This window comes from Amycolatopsis halotolerans (genome assembly GCF_042647905.1).
GTDB classification, from domain to species: domain Bacteria; phylum Actinomycetota; class Actinomycetes; order Mycobacteriales; family Pseudonocardiaceae; genus Amycolatopsis; species Amycolatopsis halotolerans.
This window is the reverse complement of sequence record NZ_JBHRWI010000035.1, coordinates 23,024-49,863: the sequence shown is the minus strand read 5'-3', so window position 1 is coordinate 49,863 and position 26,840 is coordinate 23,024. Positions and strand designations below refer to the sequence as shown.

The window sequence follows — 26,840 nt, the reverse complement described above, 5'->3', positions numbered from 1 at the left end:
GTAGGAGCGCCGTGACCACCAGCACCGCCGCCGAGCCGCAGGCTCCGGCACCCCGGCAGCGCAGGCTGCAGACCGAGATCCCCGGGCCCGTCTCCCGCGCGCTGCAAGAACGCCGCGCGAACGCGGTCGCCGCCGGGGTCGCGTCCACGCTGCCCGCCTACATCACCTCCGCCAGCGGCGGACTGCTCACCGACGCCGACGGCAACGTGCTGATCGACTTCGGTTCCGGGATCGCGGTGACGAGCGTCGGGCATTCCGCGCCCGAGGTGGTCGACCGGGTGCGCGAGCAGGCGGCGCTGTTCACCCACACCTGCTTCATGGTGACCCCGTACGAGGGTTACGTGGAGGTCTGCGAAGCGCTGGCCGAGCTGACCCCGGGCGACCACGCGAAGAAGTCGGTGCTGTTCAACTCCGGTGCCGAGGCGGTCGAGAACGCGGTGAAGATCGCGCGCACCGCAACCGGTCGCCAGGCCGTCGTGGTGTTCGACCACGCCTACCACGGCCGCACCAACCTGACGATGGGCATGACCGCGAAATCGGTGCCCTACAAGCACGGCTTCGGCCCGTTCGCGCCCGAGGTGTACCGCGTGCCGGGCTCCTACCCGTACCGCGACGGGCTGGCCGGCCCGGAGGCCGCGCGGCAGGCGATCGACCGGATCGAGAAGCAGATCGGCGGCGACCAGGTCGCGGCCGTCGTGCTCGAACCGATCCAGGGCGAGGGCGGGTTCATCGAGCCCGCGCCCGGCTTCCTGCCCGCGATTTCCTCGTGGTGCAAGGCGAACGGCGTCGTTTTCGTCGCCGACGAGGTGCAGACCGGCTTCTGCCGCACCGGAAACTGGTTCGCCTCGCAGCACGAGGACGTCGTCCCGGACCTGGTCTGCACGGCCAAGGGCATCGCGGGTGGCCTGCCGCTGGCCGCGGTGACCGGGCGCGCGGCGCTGCTCGACGCGGTCGGCCCGGGCGGGCTCGGCGGCACCTACGGCGGCAACCCGATCGCGTGCGCCGCGGCGCTGGGCGCGATCGAGACCATGCGCAACGACGGCCTGACCGGTTCCGCGAAGCGCATTGAAGAACTGGTGCTGCCGCGGCTTCGGGCGCTGGCCGAGGAAACCGGCGTGATCGGCGACATCCGCGGACGCGGCGCGATGCTGGCCGCCGAGTTCGTCAAGCCGGGCACGAACGAGCCGGACGCCGACCTCACCAAGCGCATTGCCGCCGCCTGCCACGCGCAGGGTGTCGTGGTGCTGACCTGCGGCACCTACGGCAACATCGTCCGGCTGCTTCCCCCGCTGTCCCTGTCCAACGAGTTGCTCGACGAAGGCCTCGCCGTTCTCGAGTACGCAATCGCCACGGAGGCCCGCAAGTGACTTTTCCGTTCTGGGTGGCCGGAAAGCCGGTAACCAGCAGCGAAACCACCGTCGTCCGCCATTCGTTCGACGGGTCTGAGGCCGGTTCGCACTACCTGCCCGGACCGTCCGATGTGGAGACCGCGGTCCAGGCCGCGGCCGACGTCGCCGACGAGTACGCGACGCTGCCCGCGCACGTCCGTGCGGGCGCGTTGGACCACATCTCGCGACGGCTTTCCGAGCGGGCGGAGGAGATCGCGCAGCTGATCACCGCCGAATCGGGCAAGCCACTGAAGTGGTCGCGCGGCGAGATCGGCCGTGCGGTGTCGACGTTCCGCTGGGCCTCCGAGGAGGCCCGCCGGTTCTCCGGCGACCTGCAGCGCCTCGACACCGACCCGGGCGGCACCGGACGGCTCGCGCTCGTCCGGCGCGTGCCGCGCGGTCCGGTGCTGGGCATCACACCGTTCAACTTTCCGCTGAACCTGGTGGCGCACAAGGTCGCCCCGGCGATCGCGGTCGGCGCGCCGATCGTGCTCAAGCCGGCCCCGGCGACGCCGCTGACCGCGCTGCTGCTCGGCGAAATCCTTGCCGAGACGGATCTTCCGGCGGGCAGCTGGTCGATTCTGCCGCTGGGCAACGAAGCGACCGCCGAACTGGTCAAGGACCCGCGGCTGCCGGTCGTGTCGTTCACCGGTTCGGTGCCGGTCGGCTGGGCGATCCGCGACAGCGTGCCGCGCAAGCACGTCGCGCTGGAGCTCGGCGGCAACGGCGCGGTGCTCGTCTGTCCGGATTGGACTGACCTGGACTTCGCCGCGCAGCGGATCGCCACGTTCGCCATGTACCAGGCCGGACAGTCGTGCATTTCGGTGCAGCGGGTGTACGCGCACACGGACGTCTACGACGAGCTGCAGGCGAAGGTTCTCGAACAGGTCGCCGCGCTGCGCACCGGAAACCCGCGCGAGGACGGCGTCGACGTTGGCCCGCTGGTCAACGAGGCAGCTGCTTCGCGGGTCGAATCCTGGGTCACCGACGCGGTTGTCGCCGGTGCCAAGCTGCTGGCCGGCGGTAGCCGCAAGGGTGCGACAGTGGAGCCGACCGTGCTCGCCGAAGCTCCCGAGGACGCTTCGGTGATGGCGGACGAGGTGTTCGGCCCGGTGGTCTCACTGGTTCGGGTGTCCTCTGTGGACGACGGTGTCGAGCGGATCAACGCGTCCCGCTTCGGTTTGCAGACCGGCGTTTTCACCCGCGACCTGCCGACGGCGTTCGACGTGTCGGCGCGGCTCAAGGTGGGCGGCGTGCTGGTCGGCGACGTGCCGAGCTTCCGCGCCGACCAGATGCCGTACGGCGGGGTGAAGGACTCCGGCGTCGGCCGGGAAGGTCCGGCCGCGGCGATGGCGGACTTCACCGAGGAGCGCGTGACCGTCCTTACTGGACTGACCCTCTGAGCGCCGCGTAGGCGTCCACGAGGGACGGTCCGTACCACGTGAGGTAGCGCCCGGAAATCAGCACCGGGCGCATCTCCGGGAAGAAGCCGGGGCCGTCGTCCTGGGTGAATTCGTACGGCTCGTCGGGCAGTACGACCAGGTCGGCCCCGGTCTTCTGGAGTTCTTCCAGCGACGGCCGGGGATACCGCTCGGAGTGTCCTGAATAGACGTTCTCGATCCCGACCCGGCGCAGCACGTCACCGGCGAAGGTGTCGCGCCCCAGCACGATCCACGGCTTGCGCCACACCGGGATCACCGCCCGGTATCGCACCGGCTCCACCTCGCGCCACAGCTCATCCGCGGTGTCGAGCCATTCCGGTTCGTCGATGCCGTACACCTGGCCGAAAATCCGCCGCAACGAACCCAGGGCCGCGGGCACGGATTCCGCTGCGGCCATGACGAACACCGGAATCCCGTTGGCGCGCAGCGTTTCCACATCCTCCTGGCGGTTTTCCTCGGAATTCGCCAGCACCAGATCCGGATTGAGCGCGAGCACCTGGTCGAGCTTCGGGTACTTCGACCCGCCGACCCGTTCCACGTCCAGATCGGCCGGATGCGTGCAGTAGTCCGTCGCCCCGATCAGCCGCCCAGGCGCGCTGACCTCCACCGCCTCGGTCAGCGAAGGCACCAGCGACACCACTCGCCGCGGCGGCCCCTCGATCGGCACCGGCTCGCCGAGATCATCGACCAGTTCCGAGTTCCTCATACCCGTTCGAACGACACCTTCCGCTGCTCGACGTCCACTTCGGTCAGCCGCACCGCGATCCGCTCGCCCTCCGGGAACTTCTCGCCGGAGCACTTCGCCATCACCGGCGGGTTCTCGACCAGGATTTCCGCGCGCGTCTCTTCCGCACGCAGCACCACCGCGGTGAACTCGTGACCCACATGTTCAGCGAGTACCCACGCCTCGACCTGATCTATGCACGCCCGCTCGACCCGCGCGGCCAGACTGTCCGAAGCGGACATCTGCGCCGGTACTTCAGACAACGCCTCGCGGACCCAATCCGGCACGTCGCGCCCCGCCGTCACCGCCAGGCACACCTCGGTGCCGAACCGGTCGACCAGCCGACGAATCGGCGCCGTGACATGCGCGTACGCCCCGCCGATCCCGGCATGCGTCGTAACCGCGGGCAATTCCCCGGCGAAGGCCGTGTAGCCCGCGCCCCGCAAAAGCCTGGTGGTGTCCGCGTACAACGCCATCGACGCGGGCTGTCCCGGGTCCAAAGTAGACAGAAACTCGGACACCGTCAGCTCGACCGGCCAGGCCAACCCGGTCGCCGCCGCGGACCGGCGCAGCCATTCCACCGCGTCCGGCTCCGGCGACGGCAGTGTCCGCAATACCCCGATCCCGGCGTCGATCATGATCCGTGCCGCGGCCATCCCGGTGAGCAGAGAGATTTCGGCGTTCCACGCGTCGACGACCGTCCGCGGCCGGCGCGCGAGAATCCAGCCGCCGTCGACGTCGCCGCTGATTTCCTGCTCCGGCAACTGCAACTCGACCGCGCCGCGCCGCACCGCGAGACTGCGCCGCAACCGGCCCAGCTCCGGCAACGCCGCCACCGACGGATGCGGTTTCCCGGCGTCGAGCGACGACTGGACCCCTTCGTAGTCAAGCTGCTCAGTCGAACGCACCAACGCCCGCCGAACGCGCGTGGCGACGATTTCCCCAGCCTCGTCGACGTCGATCGTCCACAACACCGCAGGCCGGATCTCGCCGGGCAGCAGACTGGCCGCACCTTCGGAGAGCACCGGCGGATGCAGCGGAACGTTGCCGTCCGGGAGATACAGCGTCTGCCCGCGCCGCCGCGCCTCGTGATCGAGCGCCCCGCCCGGCGGCACGAACGCCGCCAGGTCCGCGATCGCGTACTGCACCCGGAACCCGGTGCCGCGCCGCTCGATCACCATCGCCTGGTCGAGATCCTTGGACCCGGGCGGATCGATCGTGACGAACGGCAGGTCAGTGGCGTCCTCGCGGCCGCCGGCCGACGCGAGCGGATCGAGCACCGCCGTTTCGGCCTCCGCGAGCACCGCGGGCCCGAACGACTCCGGCAGCGCGAACTCCGCCCGGAGACGACCGAAGTCCCCTCCCGACGCTGGCGTCCTCAGCACGAGTGGCGGCACGGTCCAACACTATCCCGCCGAACCGCCGATGATCGCCCGTTCGGGCGCGGGCCGGTCGGGTGTAGCCTGCCTGGCATTGATAACCGTCTTCATTTTCAGAAGGGGTCGAATCGGTGAAGATCGCGTTCGTCGGCAAGGGCGGCAGCGGGAAAACCACGCTCTCGTCGCTGTTCGTCTCGTACTTGGCGGGTGCGGGCAAACCGGTGCTGGCCATCGACGCCGACATCAACCAGCACCTCGCGGTAGCCCTGGGCGCGACCGAGGAACAGGCGCTGGCGTGGCCGACGCTGGGCGAGCACATGCCGCTGATCAAGGACTACCTGCGCGGCGACAACCCGCGGATCGCGTCCGCCGACGCGATGATCAAAACCACCCCGCCCGGCCGCGGCTCGCGGCTCGTGCGCCCGTTCGAAGACAACCCCGTCTTCGACACCTGCTTCCGCCCGCTAGGCGACGTCCGCCTGGGCGTCACCGGCAAATTCGACGAGGACGACCTGGGCGTCGCCTGCTACCACTCGAAGGTCGGCGCGGCTGAGTTGTTGCTGAACCACCTGGTGGACAGCACGGACGAGTACGTCGTGATGGACATGACCGCTGGCGCCGACGCGTTCGCCTCGGGTCTGTTCACGCGCTTCGACGTGACGTTCCTGGTATGCGAACCGACCCTGCGCAGCGTCGGTGTTTACCGTCAGTACGCGGATCACGCGCGGGACTTTGGGGTTCACCTGGTTGCCGTCGGGAACAAGGTCACCGACAGCGACGACGTGGATTTCCTGACCACGCAACTGGGTTCGGCCCTGCTGGGCTGGATGACGACGTCCGGCCACGTCCGAGCCGCCGAACGCGGCACGACCCGGCCGATCGGCGAACTGGAACCGCGCAACCTGGCGACGCTGGCCGCGATGCAGGAACTGGTGGACACAACGCCGCGCGATTGGGCGCGGTACCAGCGGCAGGGAGTGGAATTCCACCTGCGGAACGCGCGGGCCTGGGGAAACGGGCGCGCGGGCGCGGATCTGGCGGAGCAGGTGGACCCGGAGTTCGTCCTGGATCCGGCTCTCGTGGCGGGATAATCGGAGACCTCGCCGAATTGGCCGCCTGAGACGGAGCCGCGCCGCCACAATGGCAGCTATGGACTGGAGACCATGGCTGTCTCGGTGGAGCGCGGAGTGGGTCCAGAGCGCGAAGCCCGCCGACCTCGACCCGCAAGTCCTGCGCGATCGGTGGCTCGGCTTCGCCCCGGCGAGCGCGGAGGCGGTCGCCGGGGCGGAGGCGCGCCTCGGCCGGAAACTGCCGCCGTCGTATCGGGAATTCCTGCTGACCACAGACGGCTGGCGAGACGCCGGACCGTCCGTCCGGCGCATGCGGGACACCGCCGCTCTCGGATGGCTGCGCGACCTCGAGCCGCACTGGGAGGAGTGGGAAGAGCTCTCCGAGGGCGAGCCGAATCCGAGCGAGGGCAACAAGTTCAGCCGAGGGCTGCTGATCTCGCTCGAGGCCGACGTCGGGATCTTGTTCCTCGATCCGGGCGACGTCGACGAGGCCGGTGAGTGGGCGGCCTACAGCCTGTTCTCCTGGCTGGCCGAGCCGCCTGCCAAGTTCGCGTCGTTCGCCGCGCTGATGGAGGACCTGTACGCCGATTTCCACCGACTGCGCCGGCCGGAAGGCGAGACCCGCGACGCCTGGGACGCCAAGGTCGAACAAGCCCGGCTCGACGCTCTCGCCGGCGAGGTCGACAGTGCCGCGGCGGTTCTCAAGCAAGCCGAGAAGTTCGGCCGTGACCGGGCGACGGTTCTGATGGTCCAGCTCGATCTTTTTCTCGGCCGCGACTACCCGGCCGGACTTTCGCTGAGCAGGCTGCTGCACTCGGAGTTCGCGCGCGACGGTTTTTTCGCCGATCCGCTGTTCACCGAGGAGTTCATGCCGTGGCTGCTGGCCGAGCACGCCCGCGCCACCACGCCCTACCACCGCTCGACACTGCGGACGGCAATGATGGGCGAGCGTCCGGAGATCCAGCTCGCCGTCGGCGAGGGCCAGGCCCGGCTTCGACGGGACGGGCAGCGCCCGAGGTTCGGCAACCCGGAGTTCGACCTGCGGGTCAGGGAAGCACTGGACCAGCACACGGACGACCCCGAAGCCTTGTGGCGGGCCGTGCGGGCGGCACTGGTGCACTGGCGGCCTCGCAGCGCCGACCACGTTGCCCCGATCGCGCTGCTCGCCGACCCGGTATTGGCGGCCACCTTCACCGGAGAACGCGGCCGCGAAATGCTGGCTCAACCGAGAGGCGACCAGTGAACCCCGTCCCGACCCGAGAAGACGTCGCGATGGACCAGATCCTGCGCGCCTGCGGTCGTCCGCACGATTTCCCCGAGTTCGCCTTCGCACCGACCGAAACGCGGGCCGACGCGTCCGGCGGGACCGTCAACATCAGACGGGTCGCCTGCCGAACGTGTGGACGGTCTCGGTGAGCCAATGGCCCGGGCCCTTGCCCGAAGGCCCGGGTCAGGTGGCGGTCGTCAGCAGATACGAGCGGCCGGAGCCGGGAGACGTCCCCGGCCTCGCCGACCGCGCCCGGCAGGTCACCGACGCGGAGCTAGCCGAATACCTCGCCGGGCACGGCTTCCCCGACGGCATCCCCGAAGACTTCGCCCCCGACCGGCTCGCGACCGCGGAGACCGAACGGCTCGACTTCGTGCTGCGTGTCCGGGCCGGCCAGTTCATGCTCCTCGACCGGGGCCGTCCGCTCGGCGACATCCTGCCGGTCCCGCCGTCCGCCGAGTCCGCGGACCTGATCGACGCCGTCCCCGGCGCGGCACTGCTCTGGTCCCCGATCGACGACGGCGACCTTCTCCTGACCGTGACCCTCTCCCCCTCGGACCCGGGCCCCGACCAGTCCTATCCCCGGATCGCGGAGCTGAGCTGCCGCTTTCATTCCGGCCACGTCGTCCTGCGGGAGCTGGCCGGACGGGAACTGGCACTGCCGCCGCTGCCCGCCGGACACGGCGACTACCGAATCCGGTTCCACACCGCGGATTCCGGATGCCTGCTGCAACTGTGGGGCCAGCCCCGCGCCAAGCCGCGGACGCCCCAGGGACTCGACGGCCCCGCTTGATCGCGAGGCCGCGGTCACCCGGCTATTTACCCTGGCAGCCGGTCAGTCGCCGTCCCAAGAGCGGTCGGCCGCGTCGGCCTGGCGGGTGCGTTCGCGGGCGATGTCGAGCGCCCGGCGGGCCGTGGCCTCGTCCGGGTAGGGGCCGAGGAGGTCTGCTCCTCGGCTGCGTTCCAGGTGCTCGACTTCGCGGGTCCGGGTGTTGTAGTACCAGCCCTGGTCCGGGTTCGGGTCGTCAGACATGGGTTCAGCCTGACACCTGCCCGCTCATTTGCGCCAGCGGAACGGGACCTCGGTGGGCTGCCCGGTGGGCCCGAAGTCGGTCGGGCCGTCGTCCTTGTGGTCGGGGTGCTCGTCGAACCAGTCTCGGTTGTCCGGAACGGGGATGCCGCGGGGCGGGGTCGCCGCGTCGTCAGCCGGGGAGGAAGCGCCGTAATCCGGCTTCGGCACCGGCGGTACGGCGGACTCCTTGCCGGGAAAGACCGGCGGCTCCTCCCGATACGTCCGCGACGGCTGCGGTGGCCCGGACGGACCAGTTTCCTGCCCGGGGAAAACCGGCAGCGGTCGTCCGTCCGGTCCGGTCTCGGCGGGCCGTCGGCGACCGCTGGGCTGCGGCAGTTGGAACGGGGTGCCCGTGGCGGGAGGGGTGGGCTGTGATGGTCCCGTGGCGGACGGGTTCGCCTGCGGCTGCGCTGGGGATTGCTGCGCGGGCGGAGCCGGTTGCGCACTGGGTGCGGGCGGAAGCGGTTGCTGGGCAGGGGGGTTCGCTGGCGGAAGCGGCTGCGGGACAGGCTGCGCCGACGGTTGCTGCACCGGCGCGGTCTGTTGCGGGGCAGGCGCGGGCGGAGTCTGGTGCTGCGCGACCGGTGCAGTCGGCGGAATCGGCTGCGCGGGTTGCTGCGCAGGCGGCTGCTCCGTGACCGGCGCGGCAGGAGGCGGAACCTGTTGCGGTGTCCCGGAAACGGGCGGGTGCGCGGACGGAGCTTGCGGTGCCGGGGGCGGAGCGACGTACTGCGGCTGTTGCACTCCCGGCTGAGGAGCCTGGCCGTGCGCCGGATTTCCTTGCGGCGGCAACGGTTCCGCCGGTCGCGCGGGCTGCCTCGGCTCGTGGACGTACGGCTTCGGCTGCCACGACTGCCTCGCCCGCAACTGCTGCGAATCGACTGGCTGCGCGGGAGCCGGAGCATCGTGCGGTGCGGGGGCAGAGGCCGGAATCGCCGGTGCGGAAACCGCGGGCGGCACCTCTTCCACCGCGGGCGGAGCGGAATCCGTGGTGCCCGAGTTGTGTGGAGGAACCGGCTTTTCGACAGTCGTGCCCGAGTCAGTTGCGGGCACTGGATCAGGCTTGGGTGTCTCTGCCACAGGTGCCGGGCTGGCGGTCTCCGGAACCTGGTCAGCGGGCGAGACCGGCGCGGGCGGTTCCGCCATCGCAGCGGGCGGCGCAGGCGGGACAGGCGCGGGCGGTTCCGGTGCCTTGACCTGGCCGTTCGTCACCGGCTCCGGATTCGCTGCCGGAACCGAGCCAGCACCAGCGGCCGAGCGGGTCTCCTCCGGCGGACGAGGCACCTGACCAGCGTTAACCGGCCCAGCCGCCGCCTCCTCAGGCCCGTTGGGAACCGACCGCCACACCGGTGCCGGTCCGATGTTCATCGGCACCGGCGCGGGCAACGGCCCCACCGGCCGCGGATCCCCGGCAGGCGCCGGACCCGCCGCGGCCGGGCGCGGGATCGGGTCCAGGCAGGACACCAGCACAGTCGTCCGATCCGGGTCCTGGACCTTCCGGCCGCTCCGTTCCCGGTAAACCATCTCCCCCTCGGCGTCCATCTCCACCAGGTAACCGGCCTCGGCCAGCTGCTCCTCGTCGAGATCGACCAACCGCTCGTAACGGGACGGGACCACCCGATACACCGGCCACGACAACCGCGCGTGCCCTGCGTGGAACTGGGCCAGCAAAGCCGCCATTTGTTGCTGCCACGGCAGCGACATGCCCTCCGCCAGGGAGCGCGGCAGGACGACGTACCCGCCGTCCACTCCGGGCATTCCCTGGTTCAGCAGGTCCGCCAACGGGGTGCTGGACGCGGGGTGCGCGGACTGGCGCGGCGGCTGCGGTGCGCCGAACAGCGCCGCCGGGTCCTGGGGCTCGCTCTGGCCTGACTTGCCTCGCTTGCCGAATTTCCGTGCCACGTGTGCCATCCTCTGCCAGCGCGCGGCCACGTGCTCGTGGACAGGCCGCGACTTCGGGGTGAATCCGGACCCGCGGTACTGGGCGCCCGCGGGTCAAGAGCCGATGCCTCCCGCACCCATGCTAGACGCCGGGGCGCACCGCCTGCGGCACCACTTGACGCTCGTCGAACGAGAACGGGCGGATGTGCACCGGGACGCCGGTCTGCTGGGCCTCGACGATCTTGCCGTCTCCCAGGTACATCGCGACGTGGTGGATGGTCGTCGGGTCGGCCGGGTCGGTGGCGAGGAAAATCAGGTCGCCGGGCTGTGCTTCGCGCACCGGCAGCATCGCGCCCGCCTTGTACTGGTCCTGCGAAACACGCGGCAGGACCACGCCCGCCGACTCGTAGGCGCGCAGCATCAAGCCGGAACAGTCGTAGGAGTCCGGGCCGGTCGCGCCCCAGATGTAGGGCTTGCCCTGCTCGCCGAGGGCGAACTTGATCGCCTGCGCGGCGGCCTGGCTCGGCGGCAGCGCGGCTCCCATGCCCTGCCCGCAGCCGACCACGTCCGCGATCTGGCCCATGTTCTGCACCAGCGAGGCCGCCATGGCCTCCCAGCGGTGGTACCGGTCCGGGAAACCGGACCGCTCGACTCGCTGCGCGGCGTCGCCGGGGCGCAGGTTTTCCCAGTCCGGGACGCCGAGCAGGACGTCGAAGAATTTGTTGATCGCGTAGTTCGGGTCGGTGACCTGGGCCGCGCTGCCCCAGTTCATCGACGGGCGCATCTGGAAGATGCCGAGCGAGTCGCGGTCGCCGAAGTTCACGTTGTGCAGCCGCGATTCGGTCATCCCGGCCTGGATCGCGACCTGCCACGCGCGCGGCGCGAGGCTGCGCTGCTTGCCGATCGCGATGATGAGCGAAACCGTGCCGCGCGACTCCTGGTCGAGTTCGGCGGCGTCCGAACCGCCCTGCTCCGGCTGGCCGGGCTGGGTCGGGCCGATCGCGGCGTCGCACGAGGTCAGCGCGATGCCGCCGGCCGCCGCCTGCTGCTGGTCGTTCACGACCTTCGTCACGACGTTGGTGGTGAGCACCGTGGCGAAAACCGCGGCGATCAGCACCGAGACGAGAATGGCCAGCTTCACGGTCAGCTCGCCTGGTCGTAATCCGACACTCGCCATCCCGCGCTGATTTTGACCACGGTGATGCTAAGTTTCGGACCGTCGGTGGGGACCACGACCTTGACCGAGCTGGAGTAGGACTGCGTGACCGTCGGATCGCCGGTGACCTTGGTGGCGGGGATGTTCGCGGGGTCCACTGTGGACATGACGGGGAGGTACTCGTCGGTGGTGAGCCCGCGCATCCCGTTGAGCCAGTCGGCGTTCGAGATGCCCGCCGGATGGCGGACCCAGGCGTTCGCCCACTGCCTCGCGACGTTCACCGCCTCCGGGCTCGGCGGCGCCGACGTCGGGGTGACCAGCGGCTGCGACAGCCGGGTCGGCAGGGTTTCAGTGCTCGGCACCGGAGCCGCGACGCCGGTGCGCGGTCCGGCCGACGAGTTCGGCGGAGCCGCTCCCGGCTGCGCGGACGCCGGTTTGCCCAGCATCTTCGGCAGGCCGATGCCCAGCGCGGTGATCACCAGCGCGAGGAACACCAGCGTGCCCACGAGGTGCCGGGGCGAGCGGAGCGGGTAGCCCCACAGGCGGCGGTACACCGCGGTCCGGCCGCGGTTGGTGCGGATCGGCATCGGTCACCGCCCCATGACCTGGTCGGTGTCGCGGACCTCGATGCCGCGCGACGGGCGGTACAGCACGAACACCGGTTTCCCGGCCACGACCTCGGGGTCCACCCGGCGCGGCTGGGCCCGGATGCCCTGGGTCGGCACGGTGAACCCTGGCTGGTCCGGGGCAGGCGAGGAGTAGCCGCGGTCCGGCGCGGCCATCCGGGACGGCACGACCACCGGTTCCGGCTCGTCGCTCCACCGCCGGTCGGCGACCGGGGACGTGTCGACCTGGCGGCTTTCCTTGACCGGCCAGCGCGCGCCCGCCATGACGTAGTCGCCGGGCGCACCGGCCACCGGGTGGTACTGGCCGAACACCGGCGCGCCTCCCCCGCCGCCCGCGGGCAGCGCGCCCGCGGCGGATTGCGCGGGACCGACCGCGCCCGGCCACGGAGCACCGGACCAGGCCGCCGCGGGCCGGGCCGCGCGGGAGCCGTTGTCGAGCCGCTGCGAGCTGGCGAACACCGCCGCCTCGGGCCGGTACCGGCCGCCGCCGACCGTCGCGCCGATCGGGCCGCGCTGGTCGCCGTCGACGACGTCGTCGGTGTCGCGGACGTTCTGCCAGAACTCGTCCTGCGGCGTCGGCCCGTTCTTCCGGCGGAACCGGGAGAACAGCCCGCCGCCCGGCGACGGCACCGCCGCGCCGACCATGCTGACCGACATCTCGACCATCTGCCACAACCGCCGCACCGGCCGTCCGACCAGGAACAACAGCACCGTGATGAGGCCGGCGAGGACCATCTTGGTGAGCAGGTTGAGCCCGTCGCCCGCGGCGAAGATCGCCTGCAGCAGCAGCGCGTGCACGCCGGCCAGCACCGACAGCACGACCAGGTTGAACGCGATGCCGCCGGCGACCTTGAGCACGCGGCGCAGGATCTCCGGGTTCAGCAGCGCGACCAGCCCGATCAGCGGCGCGGTGAGCGCGAACAGGCGGATCAGCACCTGCGCGAGCAGCACCGACGCCTTGGCCAGCAACTGGAAGAGCGAGTAGACGAGGCTCTGCCCCAGGGCAAGGAACCCGGCGCCGGTGCGGCCGCCCGCCTCGCCGGTGAAGTAGCCGGTGGCGGGGCCGAGTTTGGTGGAGATGTCTTTGAAGGCGGCCTTTTTGGCGTCGACGACGTTCTGCTTGGCGTCGTCGCCATTGCGCAGCTGGTCCCAGGTGAAGGCTTGGGCATCGAGCAACGGACGGCCGTACTGGGTCGCCTGCGGCGCGTCCGGCGACCCGAACTCCCCGCGCATCCAGTTCTTGTAGACCACTTCGGTGTGCAGGTCGGTCGGCAGGATGTGCCGCACGACCCGGTTCTCGGACTCGTCCACGAACCCGGCCTGGATGTTCGTGGTGGTCTGCACGATCGCCTTGTCGATCGGATCGAAATATCTCAGCATCGCCAGCGACGAGGCCGCGAGCCAAACGCCGGCCATCGCATACAGCGCCCGTTTGCTGACCCCGGCCAGGTCGCCGCGCCAGATGTTGCGGAACAACATGATCGACAGGATCAACGCGACCAGCCCGAACAGCTGCGCGTAGATGTTGTTGTAGACCTTCTCCGCGCCTGCCTTGACCGCGTTGTAGATCGGGTTGAGCAGACCGCCCTCGAGCACCGTGTAGTGCAGCGAGTTGGTGGCGCCGACGATGTTCTTGCCGACGTTGAAGAGCTGGTTGCCCGCCCAGGTGTCGATGGTCGAGCTCGGCGACGCGATGGCGGACAACGCCGTGCAGTTCGTCTGGTAGGTGTTCCACACGAATCCGGCGTAGCTGTAATCGATGTACGGGCTGCCCGCCTCGCCGTGGCCTTCGGCGGGGTCGAGCGCGCCGACCATGCCCGCGCCCGGACGCTCCGGGTTAGGCGATTCCCCGCAAGCCGCCGCGTTGGCCGCCGGGGCGAACAGCACCGTCTGCAGGCCGATCACCGCCACCACGGCCAGCAGCGACGCACGCCGGCTGGGCCGACGCCCGCCCGGCTTCGGGCCCTCCTTGACGCGTTTGCGCAGCGCGTGCCAGCCGGCGGCGAACGCGAGGACGAACGCCAGCGTGAAGACGGTGTTCACGCAGGCCTCCTCACGGCCGGCGCGGGCCGGCCCGGATCACCGGGGTTCATGCGGCATCCCTGCCGGTGCCGCCGCCCTTGCCGCCGGCGCGGGCGTGCCGGTCCTCCTGCCGTCCGTTGCGCACTGCACCCTCCACCTCGCCGGTCTCGGACGCGAGCGGGTCCGGCGAGCCCAGGAGCTGCTCGTCGGCAAGACCGACCTCGAGTTCCGCTTGGAGTTCGAAGTCGTGTTCCAGCTCGTCGTCCTCCGGTGGGGCGGGGACATACGGCTTGGCCTCGTCCTCGTGGGGTGCCACGAGTTCGCTGCCGGGTTTCGTGCGCGCGTCGGGCGAGCCCGGGGTGGTGTCCATGACCGCGCGCAGCGGGTCGAGATGCGGGCCGGAGAAGTCGACGCGGATGCGCTCCACGCCGCCGGCGCCGTCGCCGAAGATGAACTGCCGGGGTTCCATGTCGCGTTCCAGCCCGCGCTGGGCTCCTGGCCGACGGCCCAGTGCGGCGACGACCTGCTCGTAGCCGACGCCGACCGGCACCTTCAGCAGCCGCAGCGCGTCGGCCTGTGCGTCGTCGTCGTCGAGCCTGCCGACGAACACCGAGTCCAGCAGCGCCACGAAACCCTGGATCTTCAGGAAGTCCGCCGGGATCTGCGACGACAGCAGCACCCGGACGTTCCACTTCCGCGAGTCACGCGCGAACCGGTTCATCAGCACGCGCCCGGTCGGCACCTCGGACAGGAAGAACGCCTCGTCGATCCAGACGCCCTTGCGCAGTTCCTTCGGCTTCTCGTACACCGACCGCTGGGTCAGCCACGCCGCGAGGTTCAGCATCTCCACGCCGAGCGATTCGGCGTCGGTCCAGTACTCGCGCGGCACGCCGTCCTTCGGCAGGGTCAGGCCCGCCATGGTCAGCACGGTCATCCGGTCGTCGCGGGTCTCGGCGTACGGGTCCGCGTCGGTTTCCGGGATCAGCAGCGCCATCCGCTCGCGCATCTCGTCCAGGAAGTCCGCGACCACGACCGCGTGCTCGTGGTGCTCGCTCGAATCCCGCCGCAGCGCGTCGATGACCTGGCCGGGGTCCGCGTCGAACCGGCCGCCGACCGCGCGCACCGCGCGCAGCAGCACGATCCGGGTCTGCGCCATCCGCGACACCTCGTACGGCAGCACGCCGGTGAGCACGTCGAGCACCAGCCGCCGCCGGGTCGCCCCGGCCAGCGCCTTTTCGCGCCGCCACGAGCGTTCCGGGTCCTCCTCGTCCATGAAGTGCTCGATCAGCGGATCGGCGACCACCCGGTACGGGTTGAGGATGCCCGGCTGGGCGTTGAGCAGGTTGATCGGCCGCGCGTACGGCCGGATCTCCGGCAGGTCGCACAGCCGCGACAGCGGGCCGGACGGGTCGAGGATCGTCCAGTGCGCCCCGGCCCGCAGCGTCTTGTAGACGATGCCGCCGCCGAGGAACGACTTGCCGCCGCCGAGTCCGGCGACCATCGCGGTGAGGCCCGATCCGTCGCGGATCTCCTGCGCCATCCACGGGTCCCAGGCCACCGGACGCCGCGTCGCGGTGACCGTTTCGCCGAGCAGGATCCCGCGCCGGTCGCCGACCTCCGCGGTCGCGGTGGGCACCGAGGACGCCGTCCACACCACCGAACCGCGGCGCATGTACGCGCCCGAGGCCAGTGGCTCGCCCGGGATGAACTCCCTGGCCATCGCGTACTGCGCTTCCGGGTGCTCGATGGCGATCTTCGGCTTGTACAGGTCCAGCAGCTGCTGGGCCAGCCGCAGTGCGTCGCGCTCGGTCGGACCGGACACCGCGAGGCGCCACCACGACCGCACGCGAGTGGCGAGCGCGGTGAAGCCCGACGTCATCTCGTCGTCGATCTCCAGCACCCGGCCCGCTTGCCGGGCCAGCGACTGCGGCGGTTCCAGCTCGTGCTCGTCGGTGTAGTGCTTGACCTGCGAGCGGACCTTGTTCATCTGCCGCTGCAGCTCGCCGGACACCTCTTCCGGACGCCGCACGTAGATCCGCGCGGACACCTCGACCGCCGCGGGCAGCCGGTCCGCGTGCTGGATCCACGGGTCGTCGACCTCGGGGATCTGCAGCCCGTGCATCTGGCCGACGGTGAGCACCGCGAGATGCCGCGACACGCCGGCGTTGGACCCGGTGCGGCCACGCACGGTGACTGTGGGCGCGTACGGGTCGGCGTGGAAATCAGCCGCGTCGGTGAAGCTGGCGAGGTCCTCGGGCTCCCACGCCGCACCCGGCACCGCGGGCATGTTCCGCGGCGCGGGAAGGCCCAGCGAGCACGAGCGGTGCATGAGCCAGGACATCTCCTCGGCGTGCACCGGACGGCCTTCCAGCCCGGCGCTGCCGATGACCTGGTCGAGGTGCTCGATCTCGGAGTCGAGCGCGGCCAGTTCGGCGTCGACCGCCTCGGGCAGGATCCGGCGCAGCACGGGCGCGGCGCGTTCGACCGCGCGGTCCACCATGCGCCGGGTCTGCACCTGGACGCCGAGGTAGACCTCTTTTTCCGCCATCGAGCGGCCCATCAGCTGCTGCTGCTCGCCGATCAGGTAGTCGTCGAACGACAGCGCGCCCGGCACGTCGCCCGGCCTGCCGACCGCGTTGTGCACGTGCGCCTCGGCCCACATCCGGATCGGGTACGGCCGGTTCGTGACGCGCAGGTGCAGCCAGCGGCCCTGCAGTTCGGCGTACTGGCCCGCGATGGCCGCGATCAGGTCGCGGCGCTGCGAATCGGAACGGAACGACCAGCGCTGCGGCGCGAGCCGGTACCAGGCGTACACCTCGTACCCGGTCCGCAGCAGGTGGCCGTCGATGCTGCGCGCGGCGATCGACGGCGTGTACGCCGGTATCGCCTGCTCACCGGGCAGCCGGCGGCCCTTGCCGCCGGAGTTTGTGCCGCCGGACGGCGGACGGCCCCGCGGTGGCGCGTTCCACGCGCCGGCGGGGACGTCTTGCTCCCGTTTCCCTCGGCTTCCGCCGCGACCGAACAACGACTACCTCCCGGCCCGAGCCGCGGGGCGGCTCCGGCGCGCTCGTGGTGCTCCCTGTTTCCCGGCACTCGTGCCAGCACCGCGACGAGGGTCGCGGTGCTGGTACTGCCGCCTTCTCTTGTGCTTCGGCAGCGGGCGCTCCGCCCGCACCCGGACCCGGCTGGCGCTCACCGCGCCGCCCGCGCCCGAGGACCGTTCGCGCGGCGCGCGCAATTCCTGGCCCATCATCGCGATCACCGCGCCCAGCGGGCGCTCGTGACTGATCTTGGCGGTGATCAGCCTGGTGATCACGATCGTGGCCACGAACGCCCACGCCGTGGAAAAGAACCCGAAACTCCAGCCGACCCACCGCTCCACGGTGAGCACGACCAGGAAGACCGGAATGCCGACGAGCCATGCCACGTATCGGGCTCGCCAGGGAAAAGTCGCTTTCGGCGGGCCGAGCCAGACGGCATCGACCCGGTACACCTCGTCATCGGTCCTGATCCGCACGCCTGCTCCGCCTCAGCCGGTGAAGAGGCCGGCGATCCACTGGCCCACGTTGACGCCCGCTCCGCTGACCGCGAGTCCGATGATCGCGAGCGCGATGACCACGCCGGCGAGCCGCCGCATGACTCCCGCGTTGTCGCCCTTGCCGCCGCCGAGCCACAGCAGCAGCAACGCCACCGCCAGCAGTACGAGCGGGATGACGTTGTCGAGCAGCCAGGTGCGGACGTTGCTGGTGCCGAGCCCTTCGGCCACGAACGTCTCAAGGGCGGTCATGCTGGTCATCGCGATACTCCCGGTGCACGGCAGGCGCCGCGCTGTTCTGGCTTCGGCGAAGCTACGAACACCATCATGGCGTTACAAGGGGTAATGGTCAAAGCGCGCTGCGTAGATGTCGACTTGTGGTTAGCGGGCGGGTGCTGCGGTCCGGTGGTCAGGATTCCTCGCCCTCCATCATCGTGGCAAGGGTGCTCCGGAATAACCCAAGCCACCCGGATTGCGCAGTGTTCCGGCGGTGCGGCTCCGCAAATCGTGCGGCGCTCACTCTCAGTGCGCCCCGGACCGGCGTGTCGGGCAGGGACCAGTGTGGCATGCCCCGATCGGCGTTCCGCCGCGAGTCCGGTGAGTGACAACCGGATTGGAAAACAATCCGGAATTGATCACTCTCTGATGCGATAACGGTCACCATCACGTCCGATGTGCGCATTTGTTCACTACAAAGCGTGATCCCGGGCAGTTCCAGGCCGTCTCGAGGATCAGGCCCGGAACGCGCTGCTGGGGATCGCGCCGGCTTCGATCACCCGGCGGCTGAGCGCGGCGCACAGCTGTTCCAGCCGAGCCGTCTTCTCCTCGCCGAGGCGCCGCCACGGGCCCTGTGCCGCCGCGTTCGTCGCCGTCTCCACGTGTTCGCGGAACGCCAGCCCGCGTTCGGTGAGCGCGCCGTCCGCGCCGAGGATTCCGTCGGCGGCCAGCCTGGACGCGGCCGCGTCCCACTCGTCGTCGCTCCAGCCGCGGGTGCGTTTGGCGGTGTCCGGCGGTGTTCCGTTCGCCGTCGCGCTGTGCGTGACCAGTGCCTCCAGACCGGGCAGGCCATTCGTGGTCAACGCCGCGACGTGCCCGTCTCCGCGGTGCTCGCGCAGCAGCGTGGTCGCGTGCCAGAGCGCGAGGTGCGGCTCCTCGGGCCACGCCAGGTCCGCGTGGGCGGCGTAGAGCGGACGCCCCTCCGGACGGCAGCCTTCGGTCGCTTCGCGCGCGAGCGCCGCCGCCTCGGCGACCTCCGCGGACGCGAGCGTCTCGTCGCCGAACAGCCTGCGGTAGACCTCGTCGACGGCAGCGAGCCGGGCTTCCAGGACGGTCTCCGGGGTGGCGAGCGTCCAGACACGCGGGACGAAGTGCGCGATCAGGCTGGGGCTGAAGCTGTAGAAGGTCGCGGTGACCGTGCCAGGTCCGACCGCGCCCATCGCCGCGGCGCGGCTGGCGAAGTAGGTCATCGACCCCGGTTTGAGCCCCACGGCGGCGAGCCGCTGCTGAGTCTCCGGCGCGAAGTAGACGGGAGCGTGCAGAGCGTCGAAGGTGGTCCGGAAGGCGACAGCGGCGGCGACGGCTTGACCCATGCGCCCGATCGTAGCGATCGGGCGGACGAGCTGGCATGTAAGCCGGATCCTGTTCCCGGGCCGCCTCGCGGCGGACCGGGCGACGGTCATCCATCTCGGCCTGCCGTCGCCGGCAGGCTCCAGCGGCCTACCCGCAGGCATCGGGCGGGCCGCCCTCGATCGCCTGCGCAGGAGCGAAGCTCCCTCTTGGCCTTGCTCCGAGTGGGGTTTACCGAGCCATCCCGGTCACCCGGGATGCTGGTGGTCTCTTACACCACCGTTTCACCCTTACCCCCGCCGAGACGGGGGCGGTCTGTTTTCTGTGGCACTGTCCCGCGGGTCGCCCCGGGTTGCCGTTAGCAACCACCCTGCCCTGCGGAGTCCGGACTTTCCTCGGACCGGGAGAACCCGGGCCGCGACCGTCCTGCCAGCTCGTCCGCCGGAGCAGCGTACCCGGGGACGGCCGGAGCACCGGCACGGGTTGGCACATTGAGGTTTCTCAGCAGCTCTGGCTGCGGCGGATTCGCTGTCGCGATGCCCTCGTCCGTGAGGGGAACCCTGAGGGACTCAGAGTCCCTCAGGGTTCCCCTCACGGACCTTCCGCGCCGCAGGCACATTCCACCGCGTGGACGCCCTTTGCCACCGTGCCCGGCCGCTGTTTCACTCCCGCCATGTCCGCACCTGAACCCCACGAACCCCTGAAATTCGCTTACTGGGTCCCGAATGTGAGCGGCGGCCTGGTCACCAGCGACATCGAACAGCGCACCGATTGGGGCTACGAGTACAACCGCGACCTGGCCGTGCTCGCCGAGAACAACGGCTTCGAATACGCGCTCACCCAGGTCCGCTACACCGCCAGCTACGGTGCCGCCTACCAGCACGAATCCACCGGTTTCAGCCTGGCGCTGCTGCTCGCGACGCAGCGGCTGAAGGTCATCGCGGCCGTCCACCCAGGACTGTGGCAGCCCGGCGTGCTCGCGAAGTTCATCGCCAGCGCGGACGTCATCTCCAGCGGCCGGGCGGCGGTGAACGTGGTCAGCGGCTGGTTCAAAGACGAGTTCACCGGTCTCGGAGAGCCCTGGCTCGAACACGACGAGCGCTACCGCCGCTCGGAGGAGTTCATCCGCGTGCTCAAACAATTGTGGACCGACGACCACGCCGAGTTCGGCGGCGATTTCTACCGCATCCACGATTTCGACATCAAACCCAAACCGGTCGCCGGTCCCGGACGGCCGCATCCGGAGGTCTTCCAGGGCGGCAACTCCACCGCGGCGCGTAAGCTGGCCGGTCGCGTTTCGGACTGGTATTTCAGCAACGGCAAGGATTTCGCCGATTTCAGCGAGCAGGTCGACGAGGTGCGCGGGTACGCCGCCGAGAACGACCACGCGGTGCGCTTCGGGCTCAACGGCTTCGTGATCGCCCGCGAAACCGAAGCCGAGGCGCGCGAGGTGCTGCGGGAGATCGTGGCGAAGGCGAACGTGCCCGCCGTCGAAGGATTCCGCTCGGCGGTCGCGCAGGCCGGGAAGTCCACTTCGGACACCAAGGGCATGTGGGCGGATTCGGAGTTCGCGGACCTGGTGCAGTACAACGACGGATTCCGGACCGGGTTGATCGGCACTCCGGAACAAATCGCGGACCGCGCGATCGAGTACAAAAAGCGCGGCGCGAACCTGCTGTTGCTCGGGTTTTTGCACTATCTGGAGGACGTCGAGCACTTCGGCCGGACGGTGCTGCCGGTGATCCGCGAGAAGGAGCGGGTACTGGAACGCGGCGCGGGAGTCCCGGAACCGGCAGGGATCTGAGATCTCGCGGCGGCTAGCGTTCGGGCGTGAACGGTGCCCTGTCTCTGCTTCTTCTCGCCGGAACGCTCTGGTTCGCCATGGCGCGCCCACGCGGTCTCCCGGAGGCTGTCTTCGCGGTCCCCGCCGCCGGTGTCGTCCTCGCGCTTGGCCTGATTTCCCCGCACGAAGCGGGCGAACGGGTCGTCCAGATGCTGCCGACGATGGGCTTTCTCGCAGCGATCCTGCTGGTCAGCCACCTCGCCGCGGTAGAAGGAGTCTTCACCTGGCTAGGCGCCGAGCTCGCCGAAATCTGCCGCGGGCGGCAACCTCGGCTGCTGCTGCTCACCTTCGCCGCAGCGGCGATCGTCACCGCCGTGCTGAGCCTCGACGCCACCGTCGTCCTGCTGACCCCGGTCGTCCTCGCCACCGCGGCGGAACTGAAACTCACCGCGCGCCCGCACGTCTACGCGTGCGCGCACCTGGCCAACTCGGCGTCCACGCTGTTTCCCGTCTCCAACCTCACGAACCTGCTCGCCTTCACCGCTTCCGGCCTCACCTTCGCCGGTTTCACCGCGCTGATGGCGTTGCCCTGGCTGGTCACGCTCGCCGTCGAACTCGCCGCGTTCGCCTGGTTCTTCCGCAAGGACCTCCGCGAACCGGCCAGCACCCGCCGCCCCGAACACCGCGAAGCGCCGGTCTTCACCCTCGTCGTGCTGGCGGTGATGCTGACCGGATTCGCGACCGGACAGCTGGTGCACGTCGAACCGGTCTGGGTCGCCGCGCTGACCGCGCTCGTGCTGGCCGCGAAAGCCTTGGCGGAGCGGAAGATCCGGCCTTGGCAGGTGCTCACCGAAGCGTCCCCGCTGCTGATCCTCTTCGTGCTCGCCCTCGCCGTGGTGGTCGAAGCGGTCAACGAACACGTTCTCGGCGGGCTGCTGCGCTCAATCCTGCCAACTACGGCCGGGCTGCCCGAACTGCTCCTCGCCGCCGCCATCGCGGCGGCGCTGGCGAACGTCGTCAACAACTTGCCCGCGACGCTGATCCTGCTGTCCGTCCTCGGCCCGCACCCGAATCAGGGCGTGCTGCTCGCCGTGCTGCTGGGCGTGAACATCGGCCCGAACGCGACGTACCTCGGCTCGCTCGCGACGCTGCTGTGGCGCCGTGTCGTCGTCCGGCATGGACAGCATCCGCCGGTAGGCGAATTCCTGAGACTCGGTGCGCTCACGACGCCGCTGGCCTTGGCTGCGGCGACGTGCGCGTTGTGGCTGGTGCTTTAGCCGCGCGGCGCGATCGTGCTGCCGCGCGACAACGTCGGACCACAGTCGTCCAGACCGTCCCCGAACCGCTGCGCTTCCACGTTCATCATCGTCACCTGCGCGTAGTGCTGGACAGCGGCGAGCTTCGCCGAGTCGGTGACCGCGTCCTTGCGGACGAAGTCTCCCTGGCGCTTGCCCGGGCCGGGGTACACGAGGATCGGGACATAGTCCCGGTCGATGCGCGGGTCGATGCTGATCTCGTTGCCGTCCGCCCACGGGCCCCACGAGTGGATGAAGGTCGGCTTCACCGTGTCGAACACGTAGTCGCGCAGGCCGGCGATGTCTTCCTTGTGCGTGAGGTCCGCGATCGGCGCGTTGACCAGGCCGGCCATGTCGACCAGTTCGAGTCGGCTGGTCATCGACGAGCCGCCGAGGTCCGGCAGCAGCAGCGACGCCTGCTGCAGGCCGAGCATGTCGGCGTAGGTGTTGAAGCCGCGGCCGAAGCGGTCCGCGATCAGGCACGCCGGGACGGTGGGGCTCTTGATGAACTCGTCGGACTGGTTCACGAAGCCGATCGCCGACGGCACCGACGCGGCCACGAGCACGAGCGCCGCGACCGCTCGCCACTGCACCTTCGCCAGCGAACGCAGCAGTTCGGCGACGGCCATGACGCCGCACAGCGTGCCGAGCACCCACACCGGCGTCGCGAAGCGGTACTGCGCCATCCAGTCCGGAACCATCACGCCGTACGCGATCACGCCGAGCACGAGCGGCGTGACCAGCCCGATCAGCGGACGCCGCCACGGAGCCTTGACCAGCGCCCACACGACCGCCGCGACCAGCACGAGCGTCAGCGCGATGCCCACGTACTCCACCAGTTGGTTCGGCCGGATGATCGACGCGAAGGTGGGCAGCCCCTGCTTCTTGGCGACCGACGGGTTGGCCAGCAGCCGGTGAAACTCCGTGTAGCGCCAGACGACGTAGCCGCCGAACAGCACGGCGAAGGCCGCGATGGACACCAGTGCGGACCGCAGGCTGGGCCAGAAACCCTCGCGCTTCACGCCGAACAGCAGGACGATCGGGTACGCGCTGGCGTAGATCAGGCCTTCCGGCCGGGTCAGCGCGGCGGCCGCGACGAGCACGCCCGCGACGATCGCGACCTTGAACGACAGCGAGTTTTCCTTGCGCAGCGCGGTGAACAGCAGCGCCGCCAACGCGGTGATCAAGAACGCGAACAGCGAGTTCTCGAGACCGGAGACCACCCAGATCACGAACGACGGGATCGCCGCCAGCCCGAGGCCGGTGGCCAGCGTGATCGCCCACGCGTGCCTGCGGAACCCCTGCCGGGCCACCAGATGGCACAGCACCAGGATGCCCGCGGCGAAGAACAGGCCGAGCAGCTTGGGGAACAGCACGTAGTCCGGGATGCCGAACAGCAGGCCCTTGTCGAAGAGGCCGACGACCTTGCCCAGCGCGAGCAGGATCATCCACGTCGGGTCCGAGAAGCCCTCCACCGGCGGCTGGCCGGGGGCCAGCACCGGGCCGAGCCCGTCGGCGACGCTGCGCGAGTAGGAGAACGTGATGGCCGCGTCGTCGACGATCCAGTGCCCGTAGCGGGTGGCGTGCCAGGCGATCGCGGCCACGCCGGCCAGCACCGCCAGCGTCGACGCCAGCCAGCTGAGCTTGAACCGCGCGGGCGGGTCGGTCGTCTCCTCCCCCGGCAGGTCGGGCTCCGATACTGCGGTGAGTGCGCTAGCCGTCATGTCCTCGTCACTGTTTCCACTTGCGGATGCTGCCGAAGAAACGCACGAGCCTGCGCCCCCCTTGAAGTCCCGGCCGGGACCAGCGCCGCGGCGCCGCGGTCGACACCGCACTCTAGCCAATACCTCATTCGGGGCGTTTCACACGTCATCCCCGACCGTGATCCACGTCACATCAACGCCGCTCAGGGCAGATGCGAGATGTCGTTCACCAACCGGACCGAGGCGTTGCCGTCGGGATAGAACTCGACGATCGACAGCGACGCCAGGTCGAGGTGCAGCCGGAACAGCAGCGACGGCCCGGCGTCGAGCCCCATCCGCAGCAGGGTCTTGATCGGCGTCACGTGGCTGACCACGAGCACCGTGCGCCCGTCGTACTGCTCGACGAGGTCGCGGCGGGCCTTGCCGACCCGCTCGTGGACCGCGTCGAAGCTCTCGCCGCCGGGCGGCGGGCACGACGAATCGCTCAGCCAGCAGCGGTGCAGTTCCGGATCCCGTTGCGCGGCCTCGCCGAAAGTGAGGCCCTCCCATTCGCCGAAGTCGGTCTCGATGAGGCCGGGATGCGTTTCGACCCGGCCGCCGAGCGCGTCGGCGACCGCCTGCGCGGTCTGCTTGGTGCGGATCAGCGGCGACGAGATGATCGGGGCCGGTTCGCCGTCCTCGCCGATCAGCCCCGGCATCGCGGCCAGCCGTTTCGCCGCCGCAGCGGCTTGGCCGCGGCCGTGTTCGGTGAGCGGGACGTCGCCGCGCCCGGAGTAGCGGCGGTCGACCGACATCTCGGTCTGGCCGTGGCGCAGCAGGAGCAGCTTGGTGGGCGTGCCGCGGGCTCCGGTCCAGCCCGCCGGGGACACCCGGTCCGGCTCGGAAACCTTGGCCTTCGGCCGCGTTTCGGCGAGCGGGGCGGGCGAGGTGGCCCCGGACCCGGCGCTGTCCATCGCGACGTTCGCGAGCCGGTCCGCGTGCGAGTTCTCCGCGCGCGGGATCCAGGTGTAGCCGACGCGGTCGAAGCCCGCCGCGATCTCGCGCGCCTGCGCGGCGAGCGGCTGCAGCGCGGCGTGCTTGATCTTCCACCGGCCGGACATCTGCTCCACCACGAGCTTCGAGTCCATCCGGACGTCCACAATGGACACTCCGAGCTCGGCCGCCGCGGCGAGCCCGGCGACGAGCCCGGAGTACTCCGCGACGTTGTTCGTGGTAATGCCGAGGTATTCGTAGCGCTCGGCGAGGACCTCGGCGGTGGCCGCGTCCTTCACGACCGCGCCGTAGCCCGCCGGGCCGGGGTTGCCCCGGGATCCGCCGTCGGCCTCGACGATCGCCCGTTCGCTCACAGGCCCGACTCCAGCGTGCGGACCAGGATCGCGCCGCAGTTGTCGCACTGCACGACGCTGTCCTCGGCCGCGGCCTTGATCTCGGAGATGGTGTTGCGGTCGAGTTCGAGCTGGCAGGCGCCGCACCGGCGGGCCCGCAGCAGCGCCGCACCGATGCCCTTGTGGTCGTAGACGCGGGTGTACAGCTTGAGCAGCGGCTCCGGGAACCGCGGCAGCAGCTTCGCGCGGTCCTCCTTGCGGCGGGCCTCGGTGGTGTCGAGGTCCTTGAACGCCTCGTCGCGGCGCGCCGTGGCGGCCTCGACCTCCTGCACCGCCTTGTCGACCTCGGCGCTGGTGCGCTGCGCGTCCAGGCCCAGCGCCTCGCGCTGCTCCATCAGTTCCAGCAGGTCGTCCTCGAGCGCTCCCTGCCGACGGCCCAGCGTCTGCAGCTCGTGCTCGACATCGGTCATCTGCTTGGCGCCGATCGATCCGGATTCCAGCAGCTTGCGGTCGCGGTCGACGCGCGCCCGCACCGATTCGACCTCTTTCTCCTGCCGGGCGATTTCCCGGTCGAGGTCCGAGGACGCGGTCTGGACGGACACGAGCGCGTCGCGCTTCTCCCTGGCGGACTTCTCCCCGGCCTCGATCTCGGCGAGCTCGGGCAAGGTGCGGCGGCGGTGCGCGACGCGCGAAAGCTCGGCGTCCACCTTCGCGAGTTCGAGCAGCTGACGCTGGACGGCGGGGTCGGCCTTCACTGTGCTCCCTGATTTAGTTACTGGGTGGTAGCGCGGATGGTCCACGGGTCGGTGCACCGCGTGGAGACGTGAGCTTCGACGGTACCCGCAAAGGCCGCGCCGACAAGGGCCGAGGCCTGTCCGCACCACGGCCACTCGCTGGCCCAGTGCGTCAAGCCGACCAGCGCGGGCACGGTTCCCGCCGCGGCGAGGTGTTCGCCGGCGGGATGGTGGCGCAGATCCGCGGTCACGTACGCGTCGACGCCCTCGGCCGTCGCCTTCGCGAGATAGGAGTCGCCCGCACCGCCGGAAACCGCGACGGTACGGATCGGCCGGTCCTCGTCTCCCGCGCCGAGCACGCCGGGCACGGTGACCGGCAACGCGTCGGCGACCCGCTGGACGAACTGCGCGAACGGCTCCGCGGCGGGCAGGTGCCCGATCCGGCCGATCCCGGTGGCACCGCCCGGTTCCTGCGGGTCGAGCGGCCGGTCGACCACGAGCCCGATGGCCTCCGCGAGCGCGTCGGACACGCCGGGGTCGGCCGAGTCGGCGTTGGTGTGCGCGCAGTAGAGCGCGATGCCGCCGCGGATCATGCGGTGCACGAGCGAGCCCTTGGCGGTGTCCGCGGGGACGCCGTGCACGCCGCGCAGCAGCAGCGGATGGTGCGCGACGATCAGCTGCGCGCCGATTTCCTCGGCCTCGGCGAGCGTCTCCTCGACCGGGTCGACGCAGAACAGCACGCGGGCGACGTCCTCGGCCGGGTCTCCGCAGACGAGCCCGACCGCGTCCCAGCTTTCCGCCAGCCGGGGCGGGTAACTGCGTTCGAGGACGGCGATGATCTCGGCTAATGCAGGCACCTGGGGATCCTCGCA

At 70.4% G+C, this 26,840-nt stretch carries 22 protein-coding genes and 1 other RNA gene; 7 read left to right on the top strand and 16 right to left on the bottom strand.

Features of this window, described 5'->3' with window-relative positions:
- The first annotated feature begins 11 nt into the window (after positions 1-11).
- Positions 12-1,367, top strand: a complete 1,356-nt coding sequence (gene gabT, locus ACFORO_RS28550; RefSeq protein ID WP_377872145.1) for a 4-aminobutyrate--2-oxoglutarate transaminase — start codon at positions 12-14, stop codon at positions 1,365-1,367.
- Positions 1,364-2,791, top strand: a complete 1,428-nt coding sequence (locus ACFORO_RS28545; protein WP_377872144.1) for an aldehyde dehydrogenase family protein — start codon at positions 1,364-1,366, stop codon at positions 2,789-2,791. Before gabT ends, ACFORO_RS28545 begins: the two co-directional genes overlap by 4 nt.
- Here the strand turns inward: ACFORO_RS28545 and ACFORO_RS28540 are convergent.
- Positions 2,772-3,536: a helical backbone metal receptor gene (locus ACFORO_RS28540; protein ID WP_377872143.1), complete on the bottom strand. Its 765-nt coding sequence runs from the start codon at positions 3,534-3,536 to the stop codon at positions 2,772-2,774. The genes ACFORO_RS28545 and ACFORO_RS28540 overlap by 20 nt on opposite strands.
- On the bottom strand, positions 3,533-4,951 hold the full coding sequence (locus tag ACFORO_RS28535) for an RNB domain-containing ribonuclease (RefSeq protein WP_377872142.1): 1,419 nt from the start codon (positions 4,949-4,951) through the stop codon (positions 3,533-3,535). Before ACFORO_RS28535 ends, ACFORO_RS28540 begins: the two co-directional genes overlap by 4 nt.
- A gap of 113 nt (positions 4,952-5,064) precedes the next feature.
- Between ACFORO_RS28535 and ACFORO_RS28530 the strand changes: the two genes are divergently transcribed.
- From ACFORO_RS28530 to ACFORO_RS28520, 3 genes are all read left to right on the top strand, one after another.
- Positions 5,065-6,024 carry an ATP-binding protein gene (locus ACFORO_RS28530; protein ID WP_354744727.1) on the top strand — a complete coding sequence of 320 codons (960 nt, stop codon included), beginning with the start codon at positions 5,065-5,067 and terminating at the stop codon, positions 6,022-6,024.
- 58 nt (positions 6,025-6,082) lie between these two features.
- Complete coding sequence (locus ACFORO_RS28525) at positions 6,083-7,246, top strand: SMI1/KNR4 family protein (protein WP_377872141.1); 1,164 nt, start codon at positions 6,083-6,085, stop codon at positions 7,244-7,246.
- Positions 7,247-7,457: 211 nt separating this feature from the next.
- Positions 7,458-8,063, top strand: coding sequence for a hypothetical protein (locus ACFORO_RS28520; RefSeq protein WP_377872140.1), 606 nt, complete (start codon positions 7,458-7,460; stop codon positions 8,061-8,063).
- A 42-nt stretch (positions 8,064-8,105) separates the two neighbouring features.
- On the opposite strand, the gene ACFORO_RS28515 is transcribed toward ACFORO_RS28520, so the two are convergent.
- The 10 genes from ACFORO_RS28515 to rnpB form a co-directional block, all read right to left on the bottom strand.
- Complete coding sequence (locus ACFORO_RS28515; protein ID WP_116203985.1) at positions 8,106-8,303, bottom strand: hypothetical protein; 198 nt, start codon at positions 8,301-8,303, stop codon at positions 8,106-8,108.
- Positions 8,304-8,327: 24 nt separating this feature from the next.
- Positions 8,328-10,244 (bottom strand): hypothetical protein, encoded by a 1,917-nt coding sequence (locus tag ACFORO_RS28510; protein ID WP_377872138.1) that lies wholly within the window; start codon positions 10,242-10,244, stop codon positions 8,328-8,330.
- 121 nt (positions 10,245-10,365) lie between these two features.
- Entirely contained in the window at positions 10,366-11,364 is a 999-nt protein-coding gene (locus tag ACFORO_RS28505; protein WP_354744815.1) for a C40 family peptidase, read from the bottom strand.
- Between the two features lie 2 nt (positions 11,365-11,366).
- Positions 11,367-11,966 carry a hypothetical protein gene (locus tag ACFORO_RS28500; protein WP_377872137.1) on the bottom strand — a complete coding sequence of 200 codons (600 nt, stop codon included), beginning with the start codon at positions 11,964-11,966 and terminating at the stop codon, positions 11,367-11,369.
- A 3-nt stretch (positions 11,967-11,969) separates the two neighbouring features.
- Positions 11,970-14,048: a magnesium transporter gene (locus ACFORO_RS28495; protein ID WP_377872135.1), complete on the bottom strand. Its 2,079-nt coding sequence runs from the start codon at positions 14,046-14,048 to the stop codon at positions 11,970-11,972.
- 46 nt (positions 14,049-14,094) lie between these two features.
- Complete coding sequence (locus ACFORO_RS28490; protein WP_377896664.1) at positions 14,095-17,052, bottom strand: ATP-binding protein; 2,958 nt, start codon at positions 17,050-17,052, stop codon at positions 14,095-14,097.
- A 3-nt stretch (positions 17,053-17,055) separates the two neighbouring features.
- The gene (locus tag ACFORO_RS28485; protein ID WP_354744737.1) at positions 17,056-17,544 is read right to left on the bottom strand and encodes a hypothetical protein; all 489 of its coding nucleotides are present in this window, start codon (positions 17,542-17,544) and stop codon (positions 17,056-17,058) included.
- A 12-nt stretch (positions 17,545-17,556) separates the two neighbouring features.
- Positions 17,557-17,823, bottom strand: coding sequence for a hypothetical protein (locus ACFORO_RS28480; RefSeq protein WP_344288458.1), 267 nt, complete (start codon positions 17,821-17,823; stop codon positions 17,557-17,559).
- Positions 17,824-18,293: 470 nt separating this feature from the next.
- The gene (locus ACFORO_RS28475; protein ID WP_377872132.1) at positions 18,294-19,151 is read right to left on the bottom strand and encodes an SCO6745 family protein; all 858 of its coding nucleotides are present in this window, start codon (positions 19,149-19,151) and stop codon (positions 18,294-18,296) included.
- Positions 19,152-19,173: 22 nt separating this feature from the next.
- Positions 19,174-19,565: RNase P RNA component class A (rnpB, locus tag ACFORO_RS28470), an RNA gene on the bottom strand.
- Positions 19,566-19,801: 236 nt separating this feature from the next.
- On the opposite strand from rnpB, the gene sfnG reads away from it, so the two are divergent.
- Positions 19,802-20,932: a dimethylsulfone monooxygenase SfnG gene (gene sfnG / locus ACFORO_RS28465; RefSeq protein ID WP_377872130.1), complete on the top strand. Its 1,131-nt coding sequence runs from the start codon at positions 19,802-19,804 to the stop codon at positions 20,930-20,932.
- A 26-nt stretch (positions 20,933-20,958) separates the two neighbouring features.
- On the top strand, positions 20,959-22,188 hold the full coding sequence (locus tag ACFORO_RS28460; protein WP_377872129.1) for an SLC13 family permease: 1,230 nt from the start codon (positions 20,959-20,961) through the stop codon (positions 22,186-22,188).
- Here ACFORO_RS28460 and ACFORO_RS28455 read toward each other — a convergent pair.
- The 4 genes from ACFORO_RS28455 to ACFORO_RS28440 all read right to left on the bottom strand — a co-directional run bounded on the left by ACFORO_RS28455 (position 22,185) and on the right by ACFORO_RS28440 (position 26,825).
- Entirely contained in the window at positions 22,185-23,930 is a 1,746-nt protein-coding gene (locus tag ACFORO_RS28455; RefSeq protein WP_377872128.1) for a hypothetical protein, read from the bottom strand. The two genes, ACFORO_RS28460 and ACFORO_RS28455, sit on opposite strands and share 4 nt — an antisense overlap.
- A 182-nt stretch (positions 23,931-24,112) precedes the next feature.
- Entirely contained in the window at positions 24,113-25,255 is a 1,143-nt protein-coding gene (locus ACFORO_RS28450; RefSeq protein WP_377872127.1) for a bifunctional RNase H/acid phosphatase, read from the bottom strand.
- The gene (locus tag ACFORO_RS28445; RefSeq protein WP_354744747.1) at positions 25,252-25,989 is read right to left on the bottom strand and encodes a zinc ribbon domain-containing protein; all 738 of its coding nucleotides are present in this window, start codon (positions 25,987-25,989) and stop codon (positions 25,252-25,254) included. Before ACFORO_RS28445 ends, ACFORO_RS28450 begins: the two co-directional genes overlap by 4 nt.
- Positions 25,990-26,006: 17 nt before the next feature.
- Positions 26,007-26,825, bottom strand: coding sequence for a Nif3-like dinuclear metal center hexameric protein (locus ACFORO_RS28440; RefSeq protein WP_377872125.1), 819 nt, complete (start codon positions 26,823-26,825; stop codon positions 26,007-26,009).
- Between the last annotated feature and the right edge of the window lie 15 nt (positions 26,826-26,840).